The organism is Tropicimonas omnivorans (assembly GCF_031846565.1).
GTDB classification, from domain to species: domain Bacteria; phylum Pseudomonadota; class Alphaproteobacteria; order Rhodobacterales; family Rhodobacteraceae; genus Tropicimonas_B; species Tropicimonas_B omnivorans.
Genome location: NZ_JAVRHL010000002.1, coordinates 134044 through 159400 on the forward strand (window position 1 = coordinate 134044; position 25357 = coordinate 159400).

Below are 25357 nucleotides of genomic sequence, written 5' to 3' on the forward strand. Positions count from 1 at the left end.
CGACTCCGAGAAGGCGCGTGCCGAATGTCCGGGCAAGTCCTCCGTCCCGATGAAGGAACGGGACGGACCGTCCCGCCCCCGAGCCTGCGCATGGACAACCGATCCTCTCGCCCTTCGCGGCCTTCGCCGGTAGAGACGGCGGGTGATACCCGGACGGCGAGGGACGCGCGGTGGACCATCTCTACATCCTGCTCGTGGCGGCGCTGATCGTCGGGGCCTCCAAAGGGGGGCTGGCCTCGGCGGGGGCGATCGCGGTGCCGCTGTGTTCGCTTGTGATGAACCCGGTGGTGGCGGCGGCGGTCTTGCTCCCGGTCTTCCTCGTGACCGACTGGATCGGCGTCTTTCTCTACCGCCGGGATTTCAGCGCGCGGAACCTTGCCATCCTGATCCCGGCGATGTTCGCGGGGGTTCTTCTGGCCACCGTGATCACGCCCTACACGCCGGAACCGCTCCTGCTCATCATCACCGGCCTGATCGGTCTTTGGTATGTCGGGCGCAAATGGCTGGCGCGGGGCCCGGAGGGGCCGGTTGCCGCGGCACGGGTGGCGCCAGGTCTTTTCTGGGGGGTGCTGACCGGCGTGACCTCCTTCATCACCCATTCGGGCGCGCCCCCGGCGCAGGCCTTTCTCCTGCCGCAGCGCCTGCCGAAACTCCAGTTCGCCGGAACCATCGCCATCGCCTTCGCGGCCGGCAATCTGGCCAAGCTGCCGGGATACTGGGCCCTGGGCGCGCTCGACGGGCTGGACTGGACGCTGACGGCGATTCTCGCCGCGACGGGGATCGTCGGGACCATCCTTGGCCGCAGGCTCGTGGAGGTGCTGCCGGATGCGCTCTACCTGCGCGTCATCGAGGTCCTGCTTTTCGGCCTCTCCATCGTTCTGATCACGAAGGGTGCGCTTGGCGTTCTCTGAGACGTCCGGGCGCGCGGGCAGAGCCGGGGACTATCCCTTGCGCGGCGGGCGCGCTAGGACGGACGGACCCTTCGAGACGGCCGCCCCATGACGCCCCCCAAATCCTTCGCCCCCTTCAGGACGCCCGGATATTCAGGTTACTGGCTGACCGGTCTCGCGGCGAATTTCGGCTGGCACATTCAGCTCGTCGGGGCCTCCTGGGCGATGACGACGCTGGGCGGGACGCCTCAGCTCGTCGCGCTGGTGCAGACCTCCGTCGCGCTGCCGATCATGCTCTTCTCGCTGCCCTCGGGCGCCATCGCCGATGCGCTGGGGCGGCGGACGACGGTGATCTGGGCGCAGGCCTTCACCCTCGTCGTGTCCACCATCCTCGCGGTGCTGGCCTTCATGGGCATGCTGACGCCGTGGCTCCTGCTCGTCTTCACCTTCCTCATCGGCTCCGGGAAGGCCCTGAACAACCCGGGCTGGCAGACCCGCGTTTCGGAGATCGTGGCAAAGGATACGCTGCCGCAGGCGATCGCGCTCAACTCCGTCGGCTTCAACATCACCCGCAGCGTCGGTCCGGCCATCGGCGGCGTGATCGTGGCGACGGTGGGGGCCTTCGCGGCCTTCTTCGTCAACGCGATATCGAATCTCGGCGTGCTCCTCGTGGCCTTGCGCTGGGAGAAGATGAACGCGGCGGACCGATTGCCGCCGGAACCGGTCGGAAGTGCGATGGTCGCGGGCCTGCGCTATGTCATCATGTCCCCCGGCATCCTGCTGGTGATGCTGCGCGGCACGGTGTTCAACTTCGCCGCCATCTCCGTCATGGCGCTCCTGCCGCTCGTTGCGAGGGACCTTCTGGACGGGGGCCCCCAGGTCTACGGCATTCTTCTCGGGGCCTTCGGTGTCGGGGCTATCGTGAGCGCCTTCGCGGCGAGCGGGCTGCGCGCGAAGATGTCCCTCGAAGCGGTCGTGCGGGCCGGGTTCGCGGTCTTCGCGGTGGCGGCGGCGCTCATGGCCGTCAGCCGCTCCATGCCGCTGACCCTGTTTGCCTCGGCGCTCGCGGGGTCGAGTTGGCTGGTCACGATGTCGACCTTCAACACCACCGTCCAGCTCTCCGCCCCGCGCTGGGTGCTGAGCCGGTGCCAGTCCATCTACATGACCGTGGCGTTCGGCGGGAATGCGTTCGGCAGTCTCTTCTGGGGCTACGTCGCCGGCGATCTCGGCGTTGCCGCGGCGCTCTATGTCTCGGCTGCGGTGCTCATCGTCGGCATCGGGGTCGGCTTCGTCTTCGCGCTGCGGGAACTCGACACCTACGGGCTCGATCCGCACAGGCCGTGGACGCCGCCGCAGATCTCCCTCGACATGCTGCCCAAGAGCGGCCCGGTGATCACCACGATCCGCTACCGGATCCGCGAGCAGGACGTGCCGCGGTTCCTCGGGCTCATGGCCGAACGCCGCCGCCACCGGTTCCGGGACGGTGCCCGCCGCTGGGTCCTGTCGCGGGACATGCAGGACCCGGAGGTCTGGGTGGAGCGCTACAAGACAGCGACCTGGATCGAGACCCAGCGACACAACCAGCGCCGCACCGTGGCCGGCGCCCGCGTGGCCGAGGAGCTTCGCGAGCTGCATCGGGAAGGCGGTCGCCCCGAGGTGCACTACGAGCTGGCCCGCCAGCCCGTGGTGCCGGGCGATCACGCTCCCATCGGTCACGTGGACCATTGAGGAAGGTACGACGATGAAACCGACGACGGTATTGCGGGACCTCCTGGCCCGGCGCGAGGCCGCGATCCTGCCCGGCGCTCCAAACGCCATGTTCGCCCGCGTGATCGAGCGGCAGGGCTTCGGCGCGATCTACGTCACCGGCGCGGGGATCGCGAACATGCATCTGGGCGCGCCCGACATCGGTCTGACAACGGTGACGGAGGTGGCGGATATCGTCGCACGGATCGCCGACGCCACGGAAATGCCGCTCCTGGTGGATGCCGATACCGGCTTCGGCAACGCGCTGAACACCGTGCGCACGGTGCGCCTTCTGGAGCGGGCCGGGGCGGCGGGACTGCAACTCGAAGATCAGGTCTTCCCCAAGCGCTGCGGCCACTTCGCCGGCAAGGACGTGATCCCCGAGGCCGACATGGTCGCCAAGATCCGCGCCGCCGTCGATGCACGCAAAGACGGGGATCTGCAGATCGTCGCGCGCACCGATGCGCGGGCGATTCACGGGCTGGACGCGGCCCTCGACCGCGCGCGCGCCTACATCGAGGCGGGAGCGGATGTCACTTTCGTCGAGGCGCCGACCTCGGAGGAGGAGATGGCCCGGATCGCCGCGGAGCTGCTCGTGCCGCAGATCGCGAACATCGTGCATGGCGGCAAGACGCCGGAGGTCGGGCGCGAACGGCTCGCCGAGATGGGATTCGGCGGTGTGCTCTATGCCAACGCGATCCTGCAGGCCTCCATCCGCGCGGCCTCCGATGTGGCGAGGAGCCTCGCAGATCATGGCGATCTGTCCGGCGTATCGGGTCGGCTTGCCGGCTTCGAGGAGCGGCAGGATGTGGTGGACAAGGGCCGCTGGGACGATCTCGAGGCGCGCTACAGGGTGACGGACGGGGAGAGCGACAATGACGCGTGAGACCATCGCGGGCGGCTTCGCCCGGCGCATCGCGGACATCCGCTTCGAGGCGCTTCCCGAGCTGGTTCGCACCCGCGCGGTGATCGGCGTCGCCGACACGCTGGCCGTCGCGCTTGCGGGAGCATCGGAGGACTGCGTCCGCATACTGCGCGAGACGCCGGGGATCTGCGAGGCGGCAGGGCCGGCCTCCGTGATCGGCGCGGATGCGCGCGTTTCGATGCTGGATGCGGCGCTGGTGAACGGCACCGCGTCCCACGCGCTCGATTTCGACGATTTCTCCAGCGTGTTCGGCGGCCATCAATCCGCGCCCCTCGTCGCGCCGCTCCTTGCCCTGGCCGAGGCGAGAGCCGCGCGGGGCAGGGACGTCATCGCCGCCTACGCCGCGGGGGTGGAGACCGAGATCCGCCTCGCCCGAGCCGTCCACTGGCACCACTACGACAAGGGCTGGCACCCGACCGCGACGCTCGGCACCATCGGCGCGGCAGCCGCGTCGGCGCATCTCCTCGGTCTCACCGAGCCGCAGATCGCCACGGCCCTGTCCATCGCCGCATCCGATAGCGCCGGGCTCAAGGCCAATTTCGGGTCGATGACGAAACCGCTCCATATCGGTCGCTCCTGCCGGGCGGGCCTTCTCGCCGCGCTTCTCGCCGAGCGGGGCTATACCGCCGGCGCGCGCGCCTTCGAGCACGACCAGGGCTTCTTCGAGGTGTTCAATGGGGCGGGCAATTACGACGCCGAGAAGCTCTTCGAGGGGTGGGGCGCGCCCTGGGAGCTCGAGGATGACGGGCTGTCGCTCAAGCTCTGGCCCTGCTGCGGGAGCGCACATGCCGCCATCGGCGCAGGCCTCGACCTGCGGCAGGCTCACGGGATCGAGGCGGAGAAGATCGCCCGGATCGAGATCCTGCCTCATCCCCGCCGCCTCGCGCATACCGACACGCCCCGGCCGCAGACGCCGCTCGAGGCGAAGTTCTCCGTCCAGTACTGCACCGCCCGCGCGCTGGCGGACGGGGACGTCACTCTCGCCCATTTCGATGCGGCCGCCATTGCCGATCCCCGGATAGCCGCGCTTCTGGAGAAGACGTCCGCGCGCCCGCATCCGCAGATGGGCGACGGCCCGGACGGACAATGGTCGGCGGAGGTGATCGTGGAGATGGCGGGTGGCGCCCGCCACGCGGCCCGGATCGACGACATCACGCGAGATCCCCGTGTGATGCCTGACCGTGCAGAGGACGTGCGGACGAAGTTCATGGCCTGCGCGACGCGGGCCCTGCCGGCCGCCCGCGCCGAGGAGCTCTTCGAGCGGCTCTGCGTGCTGGAAGTCGAGAGCGACTTCGGTGGGCTGGGCGCGCTCTTTTCGGGGGCGCCGGCCGAGGCCTGAGCGGCGGACCGGCCCTGCACCGCACTCCCAGCGCTCCCCATTCGCCCGGCACACGAGCCCCCTCCGCGACCCTCCGCGACCCTTGCCGCGGAGCCGTCCGCGCGTTACCTAAGCTCTCGCGGGCCGCTCGGACGGACCCGCGCAGCGGCCGGGCCCCTCTGGCGGAAGTGGCGGTGCTTCCGTGATGTCGGCGCTGCCCCTTGTTCCAGCCGCCTGGACAGATCTTCACATGGACGACCGACAGACCCGCGCCGCCGGCGCGCCGGGCGATGCCCGTTCGACTTCCATCTTCCATTATTTCAAGTGGGCCTTCGTGGTCACGGCCGTAGGCCTCGGCCTCGGGCTCTGGCTCGGATGGGAGAGCACGGGAACGCTGCCCGGCACCCTCTCGATCTTCTTCATCGTCGCGGTTTTGGCTGTCCTCGAGATCAGCCTTTCCTTCGACAATGCCATCGTGAACGCCAACAAGCTCAAGACGATGACGCCGAAGTGGCAACGCCGCTTCCTGACCTGGGGCATCCTGATCGCGGTTTTCGGCATGCGGGTGATCTTTCCGCTGCTGATCGTCGTGGTCGCCGCCAATATCGGCCCGCTCGCCGCGCTGACGCTCGCCGCGACCGAGCCGGCCGCCTATGCCGAAATCATGCACGAGGCACATATTCCCATCGCGGCCTTCGGCGGCACCTTCCTGATGATGGTCGGCCTCAGCTTCTTCTTCGACGAAGAGAAGGACGTGCACTGGTTCGGCTGGCTGGAATCGCGCCTGTCGCGCATCGCGGCGATCCGGAGCGTGGAGATCACCCTCGTCATCGCGCTCATGCTGATTTTCTCCCGCCTTCAGGGGGAGGGGATGCGGGACGTGTTCCTGGCCTCGGCGATCTGGGGGCTCGCGACCTTCCTCGTCGTCGAACTCGTGGGCGCCGCGCTCGACGCCTCTCAGCAAACGGGGCGCGCCGCGGCATCGGGGGGCTTGGGCGCGTTCCTCTATCTCGAGGTGCTGGACGCCTCCTTCTCCTTCGACGGCGTGATCGGCGCCTTCGCGCTGTCGCAGAACCTCTTCGTCATTGCCATCGGCCTCGGCATCGGCGCGATGTATGTCCGCTCGATGACCATCATGCTTGTCGAGAAGGGTACGCTCAGCGAGTACCGCTACCTCGAACACGGCGCCTTCTACGCGATCACGGCGTTGTCGGTGGTGATGTACGCCCAGTCGCTCGTCCATATCCCGGAGGTGATCACGGGCCTCGGCGGTGCCGTCCTGATCGGGGTGGCATGGTGGTCTTCCGTGCGGGTGCTGAAGCGGGAGGGGGCGGCTCAGCCCGCCTGATCGGGACGAGGCGTCTCGACATCCGCGGCGGGATCGGGCCAGATCGGCAGAGTTGCGCGCGGCCTGTTTCCGCGCCACCGGACCGAGGGGAATGACCGATGAGCGACGCTTCTATGACCGACGAGGACCTGCGCCGGGCCTATGCCCCGACCGGGCGGCTGCGCGTGGCGCTGAACCACGGCAACGCGGTTCTCGTGTCCCGCGACGAGAGCGGCACGGCGCACGGCATCAGCGTCGATCTGGCCCGCGCGCTGGCGGACCGTCTGGGGCTTCAGGCGGTCTTCCTCGACCATGAGCGCGCCGTCGAGGTCTCTTCCACGGCGGAAGATGATCGCTGGGACGTCTGCTTTCTCGCCGTCGATCCCGACCGCGCGAAGACGATCCACTTCACGCATCCCTATATCCGTATCGAAGGCTGCTACCTCGCCGGCACGGAAACGGAGGTCGCGGACTCGAAGGCGCTCATCGCCGAGGGCCTGAAGGTCGGGACCGTGAAGGGAAGTGCCTACACGCTGCATCTGAAGCGGCAGCAGGGGGCCGAGAACCTTGTGGAGTACGATAACCTCGAAACGGCGCTCGTCGCGCTCGACGAGGGACAGGTCGCCGCCATCGCCGGCATCAGGGAGGCGATGGAGACGAGAAGCGAGACCCGCCCGGGGACCCGCGTGCTCCAGCCACCCTTCATGGAGATCCGGCAGGCCATGGGTCTGCCGGCGGGCCGCCCCGACGCCGCCGCACATCTCGACGCCTTCGTGGCCGAGATGGCGAGGTCCGGCCGCGTGGGCGAGATCCTGGAGCGCCACGGCGTTTCGAAGGACTGCGCGATCGTGCCCTGAAGCGCCCCGAGGCGCCCTTCCGGCAAGACGGACCGCCCGCGCCCTCGAAACCACCTCTCGACACCGCCGCGCCCGCCCTCCTGCGGGGCCGTGCCGAGCAGACCCAACCGCCCGCTCACCGAAAAGCCGTGAGACATCCCCCTTGGAGCGCTGATACAGGGTGCAAGGCGGAGCCGACCCTCATGCCAACGGCCATCCGGATCGCAGACCGCACGGAAAGCCGGCCGCTGAGGCCGCGCAGCGAAGGTCCGCTTCGAGACCACACTGCCTGTTCCTCATGATGCATTCTGCCACGCGTACGGCGCCTGGGGAAATTTAGATAACCTTAAGGATTTCCGCATTTCATACCCCTACGGAAGGGCGTCATGAAAGGAAGAAAATGTTGTATCATTGGCTTTACATCTCAACAGCGAAAGTTCTGCCGCGCTCCCCGGAGGACGTGATGATCTACCTTCATGCTCGCAATCGGAACGCCGATCTTGAGATCACCGGCTATTTGCACCGGGAAAACGGATATTACACCCAGTATGTCGAAGGCCCTAAGAACGCTTTGGATCAACTGAAACTTCTCATTAACAAAGACTGGCGCCACGAAAATATTCGCTCGTTGAGCGAGGGCCATACCCCGGTCCGGCGCTTCTCGGGATGGGATATGGCGTTCACTGACGAAGAGATTTCGTCCTTCCGCGCCGTCCAAACAAGGTTTGGCTACGAGCCGGATATCAGTAAGGCTCCGGTACAAGAGATCCTGCACTTTATGGATCAGGCAGTTCTTAGCGGAGACGCCCAATCAGTAGCCGACGTGGCCTGAGCGAATTCTCCTCGCACCTGCCTTGCGAATGACAAGAGAGCCAGCAGGGCCGACAGCCGCGTCCATCGCCGCATCGGGATGGTGGGGGCGCCTGCGAAAGGATCGGGAGACTGCGTCGCGGCAGGGCATGGATGCGCTGTATCCGGCGGATCGGACATGCCGCGACGTGTCTTGCCCGCTTTCCCGTTTCGTGGAAGTGGCAGAGCCATTCTGAAGCGGGACAAATCCATGGAAGACGTGAAGATAGTCAGGCTCGGCGCAAAAGACCTGCCTCTGTTCAAGGCGATCCGCCTGGAATCCCTGCGTTGCTCTCCCTCGTCTTTCGCCAACACGGAAGCGGACTGGTTGCGGCTTCCGGACCCGGAATGGCTCAACCGGTTGAAGACCCCTGTCTATGCCGCGTTGAAAGGCGACGAGCCGGTGGGGATCATGGGGCTGTTGCTCCAGACCGGTGAAAAGAGGGCACATCGTGCAACGCTCGTCATGGTCTACCTGCGCGAAAGCGAGCGCGGAGCCGGACTTGCGGACAGGCTGCTGAGCGCGGTGACAGCCTTCGCCGTGGGAAGCGGTGTTCGACAGCTCGAGCTGACCGTCAACGATGACAATGTCGCTGCTATTCGCTTCTACGAGCGCCATGGGTTCGAGCAAGCGGGCAGGGTTCCCCGTGCGCTGATCGAGGGCGGCCGGGACGTCGACGAATTGTTCATGGTTCGAAGATTGTCGTAGCTGACCGGCAGGCGAGCGTGGATCCGGTCCGGCGCGTTCGGGGTCAGGGCAGGCGGAGAGCCAGTTTCTCCGCCGTGGCCCGGTCGAAGGGCCCGATATGGCGGGTGTTCAGCCGGTCGTAGTCCTTCCAGTTCGTCGTGACGGCCCGGCAATGCCAGTAACCGCCATCCGGCACTGTCAGCCAGCGGGCGGGAAGGGGCATCTCCGGCCCATGCACCTCCCAGCCGCGGCGGGAGAGGACGGCGCCGGGACGCGCGCACCATTTGGGCGGGCAGGCGGGGTCGCCCTTGCGCAGGTGCGTGTGGTCCGCGTGACGCAGTGGCGCCGCCGCGCCATCGGGCGGCATCCGCCAGCGCCCCTCCACCATCGCCCAACCGGTGCGGGCCGCGGCGGCATGGTCGAAGATGCTCTTTCCTTCGGTCCAGACCAGCTCGTCGAGATCCGCGGACAGGACGGCGCGGGCGCGGGCGAGAAAGCGGATCCGGGCGAGGTTCAGCATCGCGGGTTGCAGGAACTTAGCCCCGCCCCCGCCGCGTCTGGCCCGAACCGGTCCGTAGGGCTGCGGTGCGAGCAGAACCGCTCCGGCCTTCAGCCCCGCGCGCTCCATCGTGTCGAGAATGGCCTCGGGGGGGTAGTCGTCCGAGCCGTTGTCGATCACCAGCATCGCCTCCAGCCCCTGTTCGGCGACGTGAAATCGGGCCCAGTCCGCGATCCATTCCAGACGGTTGTTGCGTGAGATGTGGACGGAGGCGTCGAGCCCCTCGAAGGCATCCGTCTGAAGGGGGCCGACGGCGCAGTCCGCATGCCAGCCTTCGTGCGACACCGAAAGGCGCCGGCCCGTCTGCCCAAGCCGTGCGATATCGTAGCGACGGTGTCTCTGAATACCCTTGAGGCGAACCGGGGTTCCGTCGAGTTCGAGGGTCTTCAGCAGGGGCGAGAGGTTGAGCAGTTTCGGGCAGATGAGCCATGTCTCGCGACCGACCGTCAACGCATCGTACCAGAGCGTTTCCCGATCATAGGCCGCGGCGAAGCCCTCCCCTTGCGCCGCCGGCGCCACGGCATCCCGTCGTGCGAGGCCGCTGCCGGCAAGGGACAGGGCGTTCAGGCGATGGAGGGAGAAGGCGGCACCGGTCATGCGGCCTCCCATAGACGAGGCGGCGGCCGGCCGGAAGGGAGAGAGGGAGGGGAGGGCCGATCGCATGGTCCGCGGCTGGCCGCCTTTGACTGATACGCGGAAGGCGCCCTCCCGAAGGGGAGGCTCTTTGCGCGGCGTTCCAGGCGCAGACGCGGCGCACAAGCGGATCCGAGTGCCGGTCGCCTTCCGGGCGTAGACGCCACCCCGACCTGCGCGGCATTCGCCCGGGACGCCGGCGATCCACCGCCGCGTGAGACGGCCGCTGCCGGTCGATCCCTTGCGCTCGGGCGGTGAAAGTCCACGTTTGGGGGAAGGGGGCACAGGCCCCGGCCAGCATCCAAAGGGGAGCCCCGACATGCCGAAGACGGTCCTTCTGACCGGAATAACCGGATTTATCGCCAAGCATGTCGCGAAGGAGCTGTTGATGGCCGGTCATACCGTGCGCGGCTCCCTGCGCAGTCCGAACCGGGCCGAGGAAGTTCGAGAGGCGCTGCGTCCCGTGCTCGACGATCCAGACGCCCTGGACAGGTTGTCCTTCGTCGAACTCGATCTGACCCGCGATGATGGCTGGGCTGCCGCGATGGAAGGGGTCGACGCGCTGATCCACACTGCATCCCCCTTCCCGATGAGCCAGCCGGGTGATCCCGAGGAGCTGATACGTCCGGCGGTAGATGGTGCGATGCGGGCCCTGTCGGCGGCGCATGCGGCGGGCGTGGAACGGGTCGTGATGACCTCCTCCAGCGTCGCGATCATGTATTGCGGCAAGGATTCGGGCAGCACCCTGGGGGAGGGGGACTGGACCGATCCGGAGCACCCGACCGCCAATGCCTACGCCAAGTCGAAGACGCTTGCGGAGCGCGCCGCCTGGGATTTCGTCGGCAAGACGCCGGGGATGAAGCTGACGACGGTCAATCCGGGCCTCGTCGCCGGCATCCCGCTCGACGACCATTACGGCACCTCCCTGCGCCTCGTGGAACGGTTCCTCAGCGGGAAAGACCCGATGGTCCCCGATGTCGGAATGCCCGTCGTGGACGTGGAGGATGTCGCGCGGCTCCATGTCCGGGCGCTGGACTATGACAGCTCCATCGGACACCGCCTGATCGCCTCGTCCCGCTGGCTGTCTCTCATCGACATCGCCCAGCATCTCGCCAGCCTTTTCCCCGAGCGCGGCATTCCGAAGCGCCGTGCGCCCACTTTCGCCCTGCGGATCATGGGGATCTTCGACCCCACCGTTCGGCAGATCGTGCCGACCGTGGGGTATCACTACAAGGTCGATACGAGTGCGGCGAACGCGGTGCTGGGGCGGGAGTTCGTACCCGCCAAGGCCGCCATCGAGAAAAGCGCACGCTATCTCACGGAGCGGCCGGCCTAGGGCCTTCCGGCGGCACCGACCCGCCTGCGCCGCGGACGAACGCGGAGTTCCCGGAGGGGACCTTGACGCAGTCGAACCCGGGCACGGGCGACGAGAGGGTGTTTCTGGGCGGACTAGAGTCGCGAGAGCGCCGCGATCAAACGCGCCCGGGCCGGAGGCAGCGGGCGCTCGCCGAGGGACGGGCGGAGGCGGGTTTCGAGGAAATGGCCGGTGGTCCTCAGGCCTTCCAGGATTTCTGACGTATCCCGCGGCGGCTCCCCCATCAGGGCGGGCGGCAGCGGGAGCAGACGGTCCGCCCATTCGCCCGCGCCCATGCGGCTGACGGCTCGGCCGGTGCGCGGGCTGACATAGGAGAGGTCGTTGGCGTTGCCGCCGGCGGCGCAGGTCGAGAAATCGAGGCCGAAGCCCATTTCCTCCAGCAGCGCCAGCTCCCATCGCAAGTAGGCGTAGGGCCAGCTGGGGGAGGTTCCGAGCAGATCCAGCACCGTGATGGTCTGGGCGTAGAACCTCGGATATGCGGCGCGTTCGGGCAGGGCGAAGGCAGCGAGCGCGGTCACCGCACTCAGGCCCGCCAGGGCCGCCCTGTCGGACATCACGGCGGCGGAGCGGCTCTTCACCGGCTCGACGGTAAAGTTGCCCATGTGATCCTCGAGCCGTGCGCGCCATGTCACCGACAGCTGCGCGCCGGGCTGGAGGATCGGAGCCAGACGCCGGGAGCCACCGCCCCGGACAACGCCGACATGCCGGCCTCGGGAGGGGGTGAAGATCTCCGCGATGGCGTTGCCCTCGGCATGGCGCCGTATGCTCAGAAGCGCTCCCTCGTCCTGCCACTCGATCATGGAACCCGTCCGGTGAGGCGGCCGTCGTCAGTCGAGGCCGGGTGCGTCAAGCATATGCCGCCCGGCGCGATCCTCCACCTCGATCACCCAGATATCGGGGTCGAACCGCCGCTGCGAGGACAGGACGGCGTCCACGTCGGCCTCTGCCCCTTCCGCAATCACATCCCACGGTCGCGTGTTGTCCATCGCCGTGATGCGCTGGAAGGCTCGGGCGGTGCCGTCGAGCGGGTTCAGCTTGACGAGGATGGCGCCCGCTGTCGGGTCCCCCCGTGCGACGATGAAGGCGGGGATGACCTCGATACGGAGACGCGTGAGATAGGCGTCCACCCAAACATGCGTCGCGAGACGGGGGCTCATGCCGGGGCTCTGCGCAAACGGGCGAAACTGAACGAATTTCCTGCGAAAATTCGGTCCGATTCTTCGCTGAAGGATCGTTCATCGGAAGGGCTTCGCGGCAACACTATCGCCAAACCCTCAAAAGATGCCTCATCCATCGCCATCGCTGAAATCGAGGCCCATCTCGGAATAGCGCTCACGTTCGTTCAGCCAGTCCGGCCGGACCTTCACCTGCAGGAAAAGGTGGACGCGGCGACCGAGGAACTCTTCCAGTTCCGTTCGCGCGGCCAGGCCCACGGCCTTCGTCGTCTCGCCCTTGTGACCGAGCACGATGCCCTTGTGACCGTCCCGCATGACGTAGATCACCTGATCGATACGGGCGGAGCCATCCTTGCGCTCTTCCCAATTCTCGGTCTCCACCGTGAGCTGGTAGGGCAGTTCCTGGTGGAGGCGCAGGGTCAGCTTCTCCCGCGTGATCTCTGCCGCGATCATGCGCATCGGCAGATCGGCGATCTGGTCCTCGGGGTAAAGCCAGGGGCTCTCCGGCACTTCGGCGGCCAGCCAGTCGCGCAGGTCCTGCACGCCATGCCCTTTTTCTGCAGAAATCAGGAATGTCCTGGCGAAGGGATAGGCGTCGTTCAGTTTCTGAGTCAGCGCGAGCAGCGTTTCGGCCTTCACCCGATCGATCTTGTTGATGGCAAGGGCCACGGGGGCAGTGCCGCTCCGGTCGTTCAGGGATTCGACGATCGCGCGGACGCCCTCCGTCAGCCCGCGATGCGCCTCGACGAGCAGGACCACGACGTCGGCATCCGCGGCGCCGGACCAGGCCGCGGCGACCATCGCACGATCGAGCCTGCGACGGGGGCGGAAGAGGCCGGGCGTGTCGACGAAGACGATCTGGGAGGCGCCCTCCATCGCGATGCCGCGGATGCGGGCCCGGGTGGTCTGCACCTTGTGGGTGACGATGGAGACCTTGGCCCCCACCATGCGGTTCAGCAGCGTGGACTTGCCCGCATTCGGCTCGCCGATCAGGGCGACGAAGCCCGCCCGCGTTCCGGTCGTGGCGGTTTGTTCATCGCTCATCGGTGGTCTCCAGATTGTCCAGCAGGGCCTCGGCGGCGGCGCGTTCGGCCTGCCGCTTGGATCCGCCCTTCGCCTCTGCCCGCGCGCCGTTAGCGAGCTCGGCCGCGATTGTGAAGGTGCGGGCGTGGTCGGGGCCTTCCTGATCTATCAGGGTATAGTTCGGCAGGGGCAGCCGGCGGGCCTGGGCCCATTCCTGAAGGGCGGTCTTGGGATCGCGCGCCTCGGCCTCGACGGTCGACAGCCGCGGTGCCCAGAGCCGCTCGACGACGGCGCGGGCGGCGTCGAAACCGGCATCGAGATAGATCGCGCCGAGGACCGCCTCCATGCTGTCCCCGAGCGCCGAATCCCGGCGCTTGCCGCCCGTGATCCGCTCGCCCCGGCCGAGCCGCATCGCGTCCCCGAGGTCGAGGGACCGGGCGACGTCGGCGCAGGTCTCCTTGCGCACGAGCACGTTGTATCGCGGCGCGAGGATGCCCTCACCGGCCTCCGCGAAGGTGCGGTAGAGCATGTCGGCGATGGAGAGGTTCAGGACGCGGTCGCCGAGGAATTCCAGTCGCTGGTTGGAGGGCCTCTGATCGGTCGTCATCGAGGGATGCGTCACGGCAAGGACGAGCAGTTCGGGCTGGGCGAACTCATGCCCGAGCCGGCGCTCGAAGGCCTTCAGCTCCGTCGAGAGCTTCATACGATCTCCTCGAAGAAGCGATCGGCCCGCCACGTCCAGAAGAAGAAGAGCGAGCGCCCGGCGGCGGAGAAGATGACCCGGTCCGCCCGGCCGATCAGGTTCTCGGCCGGCACCATGCCGACACCGCGCGCGAGCTGGTCCACGCGGCTGTCGGTCGAGTTGTCCCGGTTGTCGCCCATGAAGAAATAGTGGCCCTCGGGCACGGTGTAGACCGGCGTGTTGTCGTTCGGGCCCATGCCGATGTTGAGGATCGAATGGGAGACGCCGTTCGGCAGCGTTTCGGTGAACTTTTCCTTGATGCAGGTGCCGCCCTGACCGACGGGGCCGTTGGCGCAGCGCGGGGTCAGGCGCTGGGGACCCTGCGGCGCCATCACCTCGTCGAACGTTCCGTCCGGTTCGGTCTGCACCTCTTCGCCGTTGAGGTAGAGGATGCCGTCCCGCATCTGGATCCGGTCGCCGGGAAGGCCGATCAGCCGCTTGATGAAGTCGGTCCCGTTCACCGGGTGACGGAAGACGACGACGTCGCCGCGTTCGGGCTCGGAGGAGACCCAGCGCCCGTCGATGAAGGTGCAGAGCGAGAAGGGACAGGAATACTGCGAATACCCGTAGGCGAACTTGTTGACGAACAGGAAATCCCCGATCAGCAGGGTGTCCTTCATCGAGCCCGAGGGAATCCAGAAGGGCTGGAACAGCAGCGTCCTGAAGACTCCCGCGATCAGCAGGGCATAGACGACCGTCTTGACGGTTTCCCACAGGCCGTCCTTGACCTCTGCCTTGCTCGTCATGACGCGTCGCCCCTGCCTTTGGAAATTGCGCCCCGGCGCGGCCGGGGTTTCGCGTCTCTTGGTCCGCAGGGGCTGGGCTGTCAAGCGCGGCCCGGGCGTGCGTGAAGACGGCCGGCCGCGTGGGTCACGTCGGTCGCGGGCGCGCCTCGATGACCACGAAGGCCTGCGCCCAGGGGTGATCGTCGGTCAGGGTGACATGAACGATGGCCTCGTGCCCCTCGGGCGTCATGCCGGCAAGGCGCTCGGCGGCCCAGCCGGTGAGATGCATGACAGGCTGTCCGGTGGACAGGTTGGAGACGGACATGTCCTTCCAGGCGATCCCCATGCGAAGGCCGGTGCCGAGCGCTTTCGAGCAGGCTTCCTTGGCAGCCCAGCGTTTGGCGTAGGTGCCGGCCGTGTCCCGCCGACGCTCCGCCTTGCGCTGTTCGGTCTCGGTGAAGACACGGTTGCGGAACCGGTCGCCGAAGCGCTCCAGCGTCGCCGCGATGCGGTCGATATTCGCAAGATCGGTGCCGATTCCCAGGATCATGGCCTGCGTCCTAGGGGCGCATCCGCCGGTCGTCCAGTGCGCCGCTATCCGGGTGGCGTGGTCTCGAGGGGGCGGGACTCTCCGCGCGTATCCGGTGGCGGGTCGACCGCCGCGCAGAGAGGAGGTTCGAAGCCGTTCTTTGTCTCTTGCAGGTGGCGCATCCCCGGGAGGGGCGTACGCATGACGAAGGCCGCCGTGATATCGGAGACGGGCACGGGAGCTGGCTTCGTATCGTTCCCTCGCCGATGGATCGACCTTCGCGGTCCGGCGAGGGCACGGGGGGGCCGGTTTGCCGGTGCGACGAAACGGCGCCTGAAGCGTCGGGCGCAAATTGCCGGCTTCGGTCCTTTCCCGTGTGGCGGGACCTGGCATTGCCCGCCACGCTAAAGGAATGCGCCGCGGCCCGTCAGATCGGGCGGCCGAGCACCAGGACCCAGACGGGCATCCCGTCCTCCGACACGGCGACGGCGACGCCGGCCTCCATCATGCGGTCGTCCAGCATGGCCTGCCGATGGGACCGCGAGCGCATCCAGGCGGCGGCAACCTGTTCGGGGGTCTCGTAACTCCAGGCGAGGTTCTCGCCGGCAAGCGTATAGCGGTATCCCGTCTGCCGGACGCGGGAGGACACGCCGGCGGCGCCCCGATGGATTGTCTTCCCGGTCCGGGCGACCCAGCAGGCCTGCTTCTGTGCAGCCTCGGCGAGGCGCGGGTCGTGGTTGAGCGGATCGGCACCGACGCGGGATCGCAACCCGTCGGCCAGATCCATCACGCGTGATGAAAGCGCGTTCGCTTCGGAGGGAATGATGCAGGCGCCAGCTTGGGTCGCGCCGAGGGAGAGGAAGATCGCGGCGCCGATGGCATTGAGTGCGCGAGGCATGGGAGGGTCCTTCGCAGTGGGGTTCTCTGTGTCCCACTTGAGGATGAGGTCGACTTCTTAAAAAAGAATGAGCGCAGCCGAGCGCTGACCCGAAGTCAACCTAAGATTGTGCTGAATCATGCCGAAGGGCCGGCAGGAATATGCCGCCTGAAATGCGCTAGCGAGGGCGTGCCATCACAATGACCCAATAAGGCCTTCCATTCGGCGCAACGGCGTAACCGAGCCCGTATTCCGTCAGGCTGCGGTTGAGCAGGTTCCGGCGGTGTCCGGACGATCGCATCCATGCTGTCAGCACCTCCTCCGGCGCGTCGTACCCTCGTGCGATGTTCTCGGCGGCGCCGGAATGGGCGTATCCGGCACCTTCGATGCGGTCCGTCATCTGCGAACGACCCGCGCCCCGGTGGGAGAGGGTGTCCGTCCGCGCCATCCAGCAGGCGTGCGACATCGCGGCGCGGGAGAGGCGCGGCTCGTGCACGAGGGCGGGCAGGCCCTGACGGGTGCGGATGGCCTGAAGCTCCGCAGTCACGGTCTCGATCAGCGCGTCGAACCTGGCCGGATAGGTGCAGGCGGATTGAGCATGGGCGACGGGGGAGAGCGTCAAGAGGAGCCCCACGAGGGCTGCGAGTACGGCATGGCGCATGGGACGAAGACCTCCGGGGTTTCCTGCCTCTTCGGGCAAGCCTAGTCACCCCGGCCCCCTGCCGCTACCACCGGAGGGCCTGTCCGGCGCGGGCGGCATCCATCCGGCGGCGCATCTCGCCGATAGCCTCCTCGAGCCCCACGAAGATCGCCTCCCCAATGAGGAAGTGACCGATGTTGAGCTCCCGGATCTCGGGCAGCGCCGCGATGGGGGCGACCGTGTCGTAGGCGAGACCGTGACCTGCATGGACTTCGAGACCGAGGCCGTGGGCGAGGTCGGCCATGTCGGTTATCCGGGCCAGCTCGGCATCCCGATCCTCGAGGCGCCCCTCGGCGTGGGCATCGCAATACGCGCCGGTATGCAGCTCCACCACCTGCGCGCCGATCCGCGCAGCCGCCTCGATCTGCCGGCGGTCGGCCGCGATGAAGATCGACACGCGGGAGCCGGCATCGCGCAGGGGGGCGATGAAGTGGGCGAGGCGGTTCTCGTCCTGCGCCACCTCGAGCCCGCCCTCGGTCGTGCGTTCCTCGCGCTTCTCCGGCACGATGCAGACGGCATGGGGCCTGTGGCGAAGCGCGATGGCCTGCATCTCGTCCGTCGCGGCCATCTCGAGGTTGAGCGGTACGGTCAGCGCCGCCATCAGAGCATCGATGTCGGCGTCCGCGATGTGCCGCCGGTCCTCCCGCAGGTGCGCCGTGATCCCGTCCGCCCCGGCTGCCTCGGCGAGTTTCGCGGCGCGGACAGGGTCGGGAACGCCGCCGCCGCGCGCGTTGCGCACCGTGGCGACGTGATCGATGTTGACCCCGAGCCTCAGATTGTCGGTCGTCGCCATGATGTGTCCTTCCGTCTGCCGGGCCGCATGCCTGCCCGCGTTCCTAGACGAGCGGGCGGGAGGCGAAAAGGGATCACATCGGCCTCCGGCTCGCCCCGCAAGATTGCGCGGACGTGGGGGAGACGCTATGCCCACTTGGCCTGATTGACCAAGCGGGAGCTTCGCCAGACGCCATGCGCCAGACGTTTTCGACCATGATACGCCCGCTGTCCCGGGGCCTTTTCGCCGGCGTGCTCTTCGCCGGCCTCTCGGCCTGTTCGCCCACCAAGGACCTCGACGAGCCGCTCGAGCCTCTCGGGGACTTCGCCGTTGGCTACACGATCGTCGTGGCCGACAATGCGCAGAAGGTCGGCCCCTCGCGAACCGCGACGCCGGACGAGTGGGAAGCTTCGCTCAAGGAGGCGCTGGACCAGCGCTTCGGACGGTTCGAGGGCGACAAGCTCTACCACGTCGCGGCCAGTATCGACGGCTACGCCCTCGCCGTGCCCGGCATCCCGATCGTGCTGTCGCCGAAATCGGCGCTCGTCGTCTCGGTCAGCGTCTGGGACGATGCCGCGCAGGCCAAGCTCAACGCCGAGCCCAAGCAGATCGTCGCGCTGGAGCGCCTGTCGGGGGAGACCGTCGTCGGCTCCGGTCTCACGCAGTCGAAGGAAGAGCAGATGCGCAACCTGTCGCAGAACGCCGCGCGCCTGATCGAGCGGTGGATGCGGGAGAACGGGCAATGGTTCGGTGCCGAGCCGATCGCGCCCCTGACCACCGGTGACAGCTCGGACGACTGACGTCTCCAAGGGAGGCGGGGCGGCCCGGCTCGGGCGGGGCTTGGCCGGTCCACCCTTCTCCGCGCGCCCCTGCGCGCGCGGGATCCGTCGAACGCGCTTGATTTCCCCGTCCGGAGACTTTAACCCGCCTGCGGACCTGAACCCGGTGGGGCGTTGCCGCCCGCGATAATTGAGAAGGCGCCTTTGGATGGCTAAGCAGAAGTTCGAACGCAACAAGCCGCACGTGAACATTGGCACGATCGGTCACGTGGACCACGGCAAGACGACGCTGACGGCGGCGATCACGAAGTATTTCGGCGACTTCCGCGCGTACGACCAGATCGACGGCGCGCCGGAGGAGAAGGCGCGCGGGATCACGATCTCGACGGCGCACGTGGAATACGAGACCGAGGCGCGTCACTACGCGCACGTCGACTGCCCCGGCCACGCCGACTACGTGAAGAACATGATCACGGGCGCGGCGCAGATGGACGGCGCGATCCTGGTTGTGAACGCGGCCGACGGCCCGATGCCGCAGACGCGCGAGCACATCCTTCTGGCCCGCCAGGTCGGCGTTCCCGGCCTCGTGGTGTTCATGAACAAGGTCGACCAGGTGGACGACGAGGAGCTCCTCGAGCTCGTCGAGATGGAAGTTCGCGAGCTTCTGTCCTCCTACGACTTCCCGGGCGACGACATCCCGATCATCTCGGGCTCCGCGCTTGCCGCCATGAACGGCGACAACCCGGAGATCGGCGAGAACAAGGTGCGCGAGCTGATGGCCGCCGTGGATGACTACATCCCGACGCCCGAGCGCCCCGTGGACCAGCCGTTCCTGATGCCGATCGAGGACGTGTTCTCGATCTCCGGCCGCGGTACGGTCGTGACGGGCCGCGTCGAGCGTGGCGTGATCAACGTGGGCGATTCCATCGAGATCGTCGGCATCCGCGACACCAGGACGACGACCTGCACGGGCGTCGAGATGTTCCGCAAGCTGCTGGATCGCGGCGAGGCGGGCGACAACATCGGCGCGCTGCTGCGCGGCATCGACCGTGAAGGCGTTGAGCGCGGGCAGGTCCTGTGCAAGCCCGGCTCTGTGAAGCCGCACAAGAAGTTCGAGGCCGAGGCGTACATCCTGACCAAGGAAGAGGGTGGCCGTCACACGCCGTTCTTCGCCAACTACCGCCCGCAGTTCTACTTCCGCACGACGGACGTGACCGGGACGGTGACGCTGGCCGAAGGCACCGAGATGGTGATGCCCGGGGACAACGTGTCCTTCGAGGTCGAGCTTATCGCGCCGATCGCCATGGAAGAGAAGCTCCGCTTCGCCATCCGTGAAGGCGGCCGCACCGTCGGCGCCGGCGTCGTCTCCAAGATCATCGAGTGATCAAGAGGCGAGGGGCCTGAGGCTTCTCTACGAGATTTGGCGGCCGTCCCCTCGGGGGCGGCCGTTTTCCTTTGGCGGGGTTGCCTTTGCGGGGGCAGAAGCACAAATGTGGGACCCGCAAACGATGGAGGGTGACATGGAGTACCGCGCGATCTGATCCGCCCCGGCCCCGAAGACGGGCCGTCTTTTCAGGCCAACGCACGGAGTCCGTCCATGCCGACCCTTTCCGATCCGCGGGCCATGTACCCGCTGACCCTCGCCGGCGAACCGCACGAGGGGCTCGTCCACCTCGCCGCCGCCATCGACCATCCCAATATCGAGGTGGGCGATCATGCCTACGCCTCGAGCTTCGATCCGCCGGAGGACTGGGCCGCGCGGCTGGCACCCTACCTCTATCCCGGCGCGCCGGAGCGTCTCCGGATCGGCCGGTTCGTACAGGTCGGCCACGGGGCGACCTTCGTCACCGCCTCCGCCAATCATCCGATGGCCGGTCCCAGCACCTATCCCTTTGCGATCTTCGCGCCGGACACGATGGCGGCCTTCAAGGCGGAGCTTGGGGTCCTGCCGGATACCGAGATCGGCCCCGATTGCTGGATCGGCCACAACGCCATGATCATGCCCGGCGTCACCCTTGGGGCCGGCGTGATCGTCGGGGCAGGGTCCGTCGTCACGAAGGATGTCCCGCCCTACGCGATCGTCGCTGGCAATCCCGCCCGCGTGATCCGGATGCGGTATCCGCCGGACGAGGTTTCGCTGCTGATGAAGATCGCGTGGTGGGACCGCTCTTCAGAAGAGATCGCGGAGCTCATCCCCCACTTCGCGTCGGGAGATGTCGCCGGGCTGGCCCGCGCGGTCAATCTGTGAGGAGAGCCGAGGCGTGGGCGGGGGGTGATATCGAGGCGCCCCGCCCGGGCGCGCCCTCTATCCCGGCCGCTTGAACTGGAATGCGCGGCGCTTGCCGGGGTTGGCACGAAGTCCGTCGATGGTCTCCTGAAGGCGATCGGCCAGCCCCCAGTCCCTGGAGCGCTCCCGAGCCGTCTCCAGATCCGAGAGGAGCGCTTCGTCGCGCGCGGTCGCGGTGCGCCCCGCTTCGAGGATATCGCTCGTCACCGGTGCCGTGCAGAGAAAGACGAGCGTGTCGCGAGGGGCGTGGGCGATCGGGCGGAAACAGCTGGCCATGCGCTCCATCTGCGCCGGGACCCAGGGCTGGGACCAGTGCAGGTAATCCTGCTGGACGAGCAGGGAGCGGCCCGGGACGAGATGCGGCATGAACGCGGCGGACATCGCATCCATCGTCCCCGCAGCCTTGCTGGCATCCATCACGAGCATCTCGATGGGGCCGCCACTCCAGGTCATCTCGTCGATCTCGCCGCGATGATACGTGATGGCGGGGGCCCAAGGGCCGAGCAGCGACTGCGCGAGCGGCAGGATGTCCTCCCCTTCGAAGGGCGCAATGCCCTGCTTGTAGAGGATGGAGGATTTCACCTTCTCGTCAGCGGTGAAGCGGTCGTAGGCGTGGATCCCGCTCTCGAGCCCGGCGGCGCGGTGTCCCTCGGCGAGGCGGGCGGTGGAGCCCCCGGCGAAGGAGCCAAGATCAACGATCTCCCCCGCTCCCTCGCACCAGAAGGCGGCAAGCCAGTAATAGAGCTTCTGTTCCGCCTCGGAGAGCATCGTGGGCACGGCCCGCGCATCTCCGAGCGCCCGGCGTCCGAGGCCCTCCCAGGGGGCCTTCGCAAAGGCTGCCAGCAGCCGGTCCTCGTCATTTGTCGGGGATAACGTAGCGTCCATGGACATCGGGGTAGCAGGGACCCGCAGAGCGCGCCAGAGAATGCGACGAAAGCTGCTTGATTTCACCCGGTGGGTGCCGTAGGCCCACAGCCGGCCTAGGGGTATAGCTCAGTTGGTAGAGCATCGGTCTCCAAAACCGAGGGTCGTGGGTTCGAGTCCCTCTGCCCCTGCCAGTTTGCCGCGCACGCGCCGCGGCGCCGCGGGTTGAATTTCGCGGAGCAGGTCCGTACCTGCGGCACGACGCTCAACCTGCGCACCTGGGCGGCACGACGCTCAATCTGCGCAAACGGAGAGAAGACGGTCCATGGCCAATCCGCTGCAGTTCATCCAGCAGACCCGCAACGAGGTCGCCAAGGTCGTCTGGCCGACGCGGCGCGAAGTCGTGCTGACCACGATCATGGTTCTCATCATGGCCACCCTTGCGGCGATCTTCTTCTTTTTCATCGACATGGGAATCCGCACCGGACTGACGGCGGTTCTCTCCATTTTCGGCTGACATCTTTCGCGGGGGCCTTGAACCGGCCGCCGCATGGCGCTAGGGACCGCGAACCTCATTCGGCGGCTGGCGTGCATCGATTCGCGGAGCACGCCGCTTTGCGTTTGAGGAACTTGGTTAAGAAGACAGGGCAGGGTCATGGCGAAGCGGTGGTATTCGGTCAGCGTCCTCTCGAATTTCGAGAAGAAGATCGCCGAGCAGATCCGGACCGACGTGGCGACGGCCGGTCTCGAGGACGAGATCGACGAGGTGCTCGTTCCGACCGAGGAGGTGATCGAGGTGCGGCGCGGCAAGAAGGTGACCGCCGAGCGGCGCTTCATGCCCGGCTACGTGCTCGTCCACATGGAAATGACCGACCGCGGGTATCACCTGATCAGCTCGATCAACCGCGTGACGGGCTTTCTCGGGGCGCAGGGCAAGCCGATGCCGATGCGCGACGCCGAGGTGAACCAGATCCTGAACCGCGTCGAAGAGGGCGAGCAGCAACCGCGCTCCCTCATCAGCTACCAGATCGGCGAGCAGGTCAGCGTCACCGATGGGCCGTTCGAAGGCTTCGCCGGCAATGTCGAGGACGTGGACGACGACAACCAGCGCCTGAAGGTGATGGTGTCGATCTTCGGCCGCGCGACGCCGGTCGAACTGGAATTCACGCAGGTCGCGAAAGCGTCCTGACGTCGAGAGCCGTGGGAGGCGGAGCGGGCGCGCCCGCGAGGCCGGACCACGACAACGAAGAACGGGGCGCGGCGCGCCGTGGCCCCGGTTGGTAAGGAGAAATGGCATGGCCAAGAAACTGGCTGGCACCATGAAGCTGCAGATCCCCGCCGGCAAGGCGAACCCGTCGCCCCCCGTGGGCCCGGCGCTTGGTCAGCGCGGCATCAACATCATGGAATTCTGCAAGGCGTTCAACGCCAAGACGCAGGAGATGGAGCCCGGCTCGCCGTGCCCCACCGTGATCACCTACTACCAGGACAAGTCCTTCACGATGGACATCAAGACGCCCCCGGCGTCGTTCTATCTGAAGAAGGCCGCCGGCCTGAAGCCGCAGGGCAAGCGCAACCGTCCGCGGGGCGCCGAAGCTCCGGGTCGCGAGACCGTCGCGACGGTGACCACCGCGCAGGTGCGCGAGATCGCCGAAGCGAAGATGCGCGACCTGAGTGCGACCGATGTCGAGCAGGCGATGAAGATCATCCTCGGCTCCGCACGGTCGATGGGTATCGAGGTGAAAGGGTAAGTCATGGCAAAGATCGGTAAACGCACCCGCGCTGCCCGTGAGTCCGTGGCAGGCAAGGAGAACATCGCGGTCGAGGAAGCGGTTTCCATCGTGAAATCCAACGCCAGCGCGAAGTTCGACGAGACCATCGAGATCGCCGTCAATCTCGGCGTCGATCCCCGCCACGCCGACCAGATGGTCCGTGGCAAGGTCTCCCTCCCGAACGGGACCGGCAAGGAAGTCCGCGTCGCGGTCTTCGCCCGTGGCGACAAGGCCGAGCAGGCCACTGCCGCCGGAGCCGACATCGTCGGTGCAGAAGACCTGATGGAGAGCATCCAGGGCGGCAAGATCGATTTCGATCGCTGCATCGCCACGCCGGACATGATGCCCATCGTCGGTCGCCTCGGCAAGATTCTCGGCCCGCGCAACCTGATGCCGAACCCCAAGGTCGGAACGGTGACGCCGGACGTCGCCGCGGCCGTGGAAGCGGCCAAGGGCGGTGAGGTCCAGTTCAAGGTGGAGAAGGCCGGTGTCGTCCATGCCGGCATCGGCAAGGCGTCCTTCGACGAGGCCAAGCTGATCGAGAACGTGCGCGCCTTCGTGGACGCCGTCGCCAAGGCGAAGCCCGCCGGCGCGAAGGGCTCCTACATGCAGCGCGTGTCGCTGAGCTCCACCATGGGGCCGGGCGTGTCGGTCGATATCTCCTCCGCCCTCGCGGCGCCGGAGCAGGCCACGGCTGCCGAATGAGATTTCGCGCTCCCGTCCTTCGGGGCGGGGCGCGAATGGCGGGGCCCTTCTCATAGGGCTTCGTCCTGTCCGAGACGGAGGGTGGGGCCGAAAGGTCCGGTAATTCCTTCCCGAGACGGGGAAACCGAGACGAGATTTCCGTGCGGGCTTCTGCTCCTCGGGCGATCTGGGATCGGGACCCTGTGCGGACCCGAACGGTTCCTGAGCCCGCGAGGGCAAAGGGATCAAATTGAGCCGGGGGGCGTAAGTCCCTCACACTTGGAGTAAAACTGTGGATAGAGCCCAGAAAGAGAAAGTGGTCGAGGAACTCGGCCAGATCTTCGAAAGCTCTGGCGTCGTGGTGGTTTCCCACTACGAAGGTCTCACGGTCGCCGAGATGCAGGACCTCCGGGCGCGTGCGCGCGACGCCGGCGGCTCCGTGCGCGTTGCCAAGAACAGGCTTGCCAAGATCGCCCTCGAGGGGACGCCCGCTGCTTCCATTGCGGACTACCTGACGGGCATGACCGTGCTCACCTATTCCGAAGACCCCGTGGCAGCTGCCAAGGTGGTCGAGGACTTCGCCAAGACGAACAAGAAGTTCGAAGTCATTGGCGGTGCAATGGGTGGGTCGGCCCTCGACCGGGCCGGTGTCGAAGCCGTGTCGAAACTGCCGTCGCGCGAGGAGCTCATCGCTTCCATCGCCGGCTGCATCGGCGCACCCGCTTCGAACATCGCCGGTGCGATTGGCGCGCCCGCTTCGAACATCGCGAGCATTCTCAGCACCATCGAGGAGCGCGGCGAGGCCGCGTGAGACGACGCGAGACCGGCGCGGGGTTGATCCCCGCAACGTCGGGACACATCTAAGCAAACGGAAAAGTAATCATGGCTGATCTGAAAAAACTCGCCGAAGAGATCGTGGGTCTCACCCTTCTCGAGGCGCAAGAGCTGAAAACCATCCTCAAGGACGAGTACGGCATCGAGCCCGCCGCCGGCGGCGCGGTGATGATGGCCGGTCCGGCCGGCGATGCCGGCGGCGCTGCCGAGGAAGAGAAGACCGAGTTCGACGTGATCCTGAAGGCCGCTGGCGGTCAGAAGATCAACGTCATCAAGGAAGTCCGCGCCATCACGGGCCTCGGCCTGAAAGAGGCCAAGGAGCTCGTCGAAGCTGGCGGCAAGGCCGTCAAGGAAGGCGTCTCCAAGGACGAAGCCGAAGAGATCAAGACCAAGCTGGAAGCTGCCGGCGCCGAGGTCGAGGTCAAGTAATCACGCGCCGGGGCGGTCTGCC

At 67.1% G+C, this 25357-nt stretch carries 29 protein-coding genes and 1 tRNA gene; 19 read left to right on the plus strand and 11 right to left on the minus strand.

The features are described 5' to 3' along the window. The first annotated feature begins 170 nt into the window (after positions 1-170). From RM543_RS05910 to RM543_RS05945, 8 genes are all read left to right on the plus strand, one after another. Positions 171-911, plus strand: a complete 741-nt coding sequence (locus RM543_RS05910) for a sulfite exporter TauE/SafE family protein (protein ID WP_311689985.1) — start codon at positions 171-173, stop codon at positions 909-911. Between the two features lie 87 nt (positions 912-998). Beyond that, on the plus strand, positions 999-2618 hold the full coding sequence (locus RM543_RS05915) for an MFS transporter (RefSeq protein ID WP_311689986.1): 1620 nt from the start codon (positions 999-1001) through the stop codon (positions 2616-2618). A gap of 13 nt (positions 2619-2631) precedes the next feature. Next, positions 2632-3522 (plus strand): isocitrate lyase/PEP mutase family protein, encoded by an 891-nt coding sequence (locus tag RM543_RS05920; RefSeq protein ID WP_311689987.1) that lies wholly within the window; start codon positions 2632-2634, stop codon positions 3520-3522. Further along, entirely contained in the window at positions 3512-4900 is a 1389-nt protein-coding gene (locus RM543_RS05925; protein WP_311689988.1) for an MmgE/PrpD family protein, read from the plus strand. Before RM543_RS05920 ends, RM543_RS05925 begins: the two co-directional genes overlap by 11 nt. 229 nt (positions 4901-5129) lie before the next feature. Further along, entirely contained in the window at positions 5130-6227 is a 1098-nt protein-coding gene (locus tag RM543_RS05930) for a DUF475 domain-containing protein (protein WP_311689989.1), read from the plus strand. 98 nt (positions 6228-6325) lie between these two features. Continuing rightward, positions 6326-7063: a transporter substrate-binding domain-containing protein gene (locus RM543_RS05935; RefSeq protein WP_311689990.1), complete on the plus strand. Its 738-nt coding sequence runs from the start codon at positions 6326-6328 to the stop codon at positions 7061-7063. 379 nt (positions 7064-7442) lie between these two features. After that, positions 7443-7874 carry a BLUF domain-containing protein gene (locus tag RM543_RS05940; protein WP_311689991.1) on the plus strand — a complete coding sequence of 144 codons (432 nt, stop codon included), beginning with the start codon at positions 7443-7445 and terminating at the stop codon, positions 7872-7874. Between the two features lie 228 nt (positions 7875-8102). After that, positions 8103-8600, plus strand: coding sequence for a GNAT family N-acetyltransferase (locus RM543_RS05945; protein ID WP_311689992.1), 498 nt, complete (start codon positions 8103-8105; stop codon positions 8598-8600). A 43-nt stretch (positions 8601-8643) separates the two neighbouring features. Here the strand turns inward: RM543_RS05945 and RM543_RS05950 are convergent, their stop codons facing one another. After that, positions 8644-9735 carry a hypothetical protein gene (locus RM543_RS05950; RefSeq protein WP_311689993.1) on the minus strand — a complete coding sequence of 364 codons (1092 nt, stop codon included), beginning with the start codon at positions 9733-9735 and terminating at the stop codon, positions 8644-8646. A gap of 355 nt (positions 9736-10090) precedes the next feature. On the opposite strand from RM543_RS05950, the gene RM543_RS05955 reads away from it, so the two are divergent. Continuing rightward, positions 10091-11107, plus strand: coding sequence for an NAD-dependent epimerase/dehydratase family protein (locus tag RM543_RS05955; RefSeq protein WP_311689994.1), 1017 nt, complete (start codon positions 10091-10093; stop codon positions 11105-11107). Between the two features lie 113 nt (positions 11108-11220). Here the strand turns inward: RM543_RS05955 and recO are convergent, their stop codons facing one another. From recO to RM543_RS06000, 9 genes are all read right to left on the minus strand, one after another. Beyond that, positions 11221-11943, minus strand: a complete 723-nt coding sequence (recO, locus tag RM543_RS05960) for a DNA repair protein RecO (RefSeq protein ID WP_311691318.1) — start codon at positions 11941-11943, stop codon at positions 11221-11223. A gap of 30 nt (positions 11944-11973) precedes the next feature. Beyond that, positions 11974-12303, minus strand: coding sequence for a DUF1491 family protein (locus tag RM543_RS05965; protein ID WP_311689995.1), 330 nt, complete (start codon positions 12301-12303; stop codon positions 11974-11976). Positions 12304-12432: 129 nt separating this feature from the next. Further along, positions 12433-13365, minus strand: a complete 933-nt coding sequence (gene era / locus RM543_RS05970; RefSeq protein ID WP_311689996.1) for a GTPase Era — start codon at positions 13363-13365, stop codon at positions 12433-12435. Further along, a complete protein-coding gene (gene rnc, locus RM543_RS05975; protein WP_311689997.1) occupies positions 13355-14047 on the minus strand; it encodes a ribonuclease III in 693 nt (230 codons plus the stop codon). The genes era and rnc overlap by 11 nt, the downstream gene beginning before the upstream one ends. Beyond that, the gene (gene lepB, locus RM543_RS05980; RefSeq protein ID WP_311689998.1) at positions 14044-14832 is read right to left on the minus strand and encodes a signal peptidase I; all 789 of its coding nucleotides are present in this window, start codon (positions 14830-14832) and stop codon (positions 14044-14046) included. Before lepB ends, rnc begins: the two co-directional genes overlap by 4 nt. A gap of 124 nt (positions 14833-14956) precedes the next feature. Continuing rightward, positions 14957-15361, minus strand: coding sequence for a holo-ACP synthase (gene acpS, locus RM543_RS05985; protein ID WP_311689999.1), 405 nt, complete (start codon positions 15359-15361; stop codon positions 14957-14959). Positions 15362-15767: 406 nt separating this feature from the next. Further along, complete coding sequence (locus RM543_RS05990; RefSeq protein WP_311690000.1) at positions 15768-16238, minus strand: CAP domain-containing protein; 471 nt, start codon at positions 16236-16238, stop codon at positions 15768-15770. 157 nt (positions 16239-16395) lie between these two features. Then, positions 16396-16878 (minus strand): CAP domain-containing protein, encoded by a 483-nt coding sequence (locus RM543_RS05995; protein WP_311690001.1) that lies wholly within the window; start codon positions 16876-16878, stop codon positions 16396-16398. Positions 16879-16942: 64 nt separating this feature from the next. After that, the gene (locus RM543_RS06000) at positions 16943-17710 is read right to left on the minus strand and encodes a pyridoxine 5'-phosphate synthase (RefSeq protein WP_311690002.1); all 768 of its coding nucleotides are present in this window, start codon (positions 17708-17710) and stop codon (positions 16943-16945) included. A 173-nt stretch (positions 17711-17883) separates the two neighbouring features. Here RM543_RS06000 and RM543_RS06005 point away from each other — a divergent pair, with 173 nt between their 5' ends. The 3 genes from RM543_RS06005 to RM543_RS06015 all read left to right on the plus strand — a co-directional run bounded on the left by RM543_RS06005 (position 17884) and on the right by RM543_RS06015 (position 20716). Continuing rightward, positions 17884-18489, plus strand: a complete 606-nt coding sequence (locus RM543_RS06005; protein WP_311690003.1) for a hypothetical protein — start codon at positions 17884-17886, stop codon at positions 18487-18489. A gap of 187 nt (positions 18490-18676) precedes the next feature. Continuing rightward, positions 18677-19852: an elongation factor Tu gene (gene tuf, locus RM543_RS06010; RefSeq protein WP_311690004.1), complete on the plus strand. Its 1176-nt coding sequence runs from the start codon at positions 18677-18679 to the stop codon at positions 19850-19852. 213 nt (positions 19853-20065) lie between these two features. Then, positions 20066-20716 (plus strand): CatB-related O-acetyltransferase, encoded by a 651-nt coding sequence (locus RM543_RS06015; RefSeq protein ID WP_311690005.1) that lies wholly within the window; start codon positions 20066-20068, stop codon positions 20714-20716. A 57-nt stretch (positions 20717-20773) separates the two neighbouring features. Here the strand turns inward: RM543_RS06015 and RM543_RS06020 are convergent, their stop codons facing one another. After that, positions 20774-21640: a hypothetical protein gene (locus RM543_RS06020; protein ID WP_311690006.1), complete on the minus strand. Its 867-nt coding sequence runs from the start codon at positions 21638-21640 to the stop codon at positions 20774-20776. Positions 21641-21737: 97 nt separating this feature from the next. Between RM543_RS06020 and RM543_RS06025 the strand changes: the two genes are divergently transcribed. The 7 genes from RM543_RS06025 to rplL all read left to right on the plus strand — a co-directional run bounded on the left by RM543_RS06025 (position 21738) and on the right by rplL (position 25335). Further along, positions 21738-21813: transfer RNA gene (locus RM543_RS06025), tRNA-Trp, on the plus strand. 131 nt (positions 21814-21944) lie between these two features. Then, positions 21945-22136, plus strand: a complete 192-nt coding sequence (gene secE / locus RM543_RS06030; protein ID WP_311690007.1) for a preprotein translocase subunit SecE — start codon at positions 21945-21947, stop codon at positions 22134-22136. 138 nt (positions 22137-22274) lie between these two features. Then, positions 22275-22808, plus strand: a complete 534-nt coding sequence (nusG, locus tag RM543_RS06035; RefSeq protein ID WP_116086915.1) for a transcription termination/antitermination protein NusG — start codon at positions 22275-22277, stop codon at positions 22806-22808. A gap of 106 nt (positions 22809-22914) precedes the next feature. Further along, positions 22915-23367: a 50S ribosomal protein L11 gene (gene rplK, locus RM543_RS06040; RefSeq protein ID WP_311690008.1), complete on the plus strand. Its 453-nt coding sequence runs from the start codon at positions 22915-22917 to the stop codon at positions 23365-23367. A 3-nt stretch (positions 23368-23370) separates the two neighbouring features. Further along, positions 23371-24093, plus strand: coding sequence for a 50S ribosomal protein L1 (gene rplA, locus RM543_RS06045; RefSeq protein ID WP_311690009.1), 723 nt, complete (start codon positions 23371-23373; stop codon positions 24091-24093). 271 nt (positions 24094-24364) lie between these two features. Next, entirely contained in the window at positions 24365-24883 is a 519-nt protein-coding gene (rplJ, locus tag RM543_RS06050; RefSeq protein ID WP_311690010.1) for a 50S ribosomal protein L10, read from the plus strand. A 71-nt stretch (positions 24884-24954) separates the two neighbouring features. After that, positions 24955-25335 (plus strand): 50S ribosomal protein L7/L12, encoded by a 381-nt coding sequence (rplL, locus tag RM543_RS06055; protein ID WP_311690011.1) that lies wholly within the window; start codon positions 24955-24957, stop codon positions 25333-25335. Positions 25336-25357: the final 22 nt, after the last annotated feature.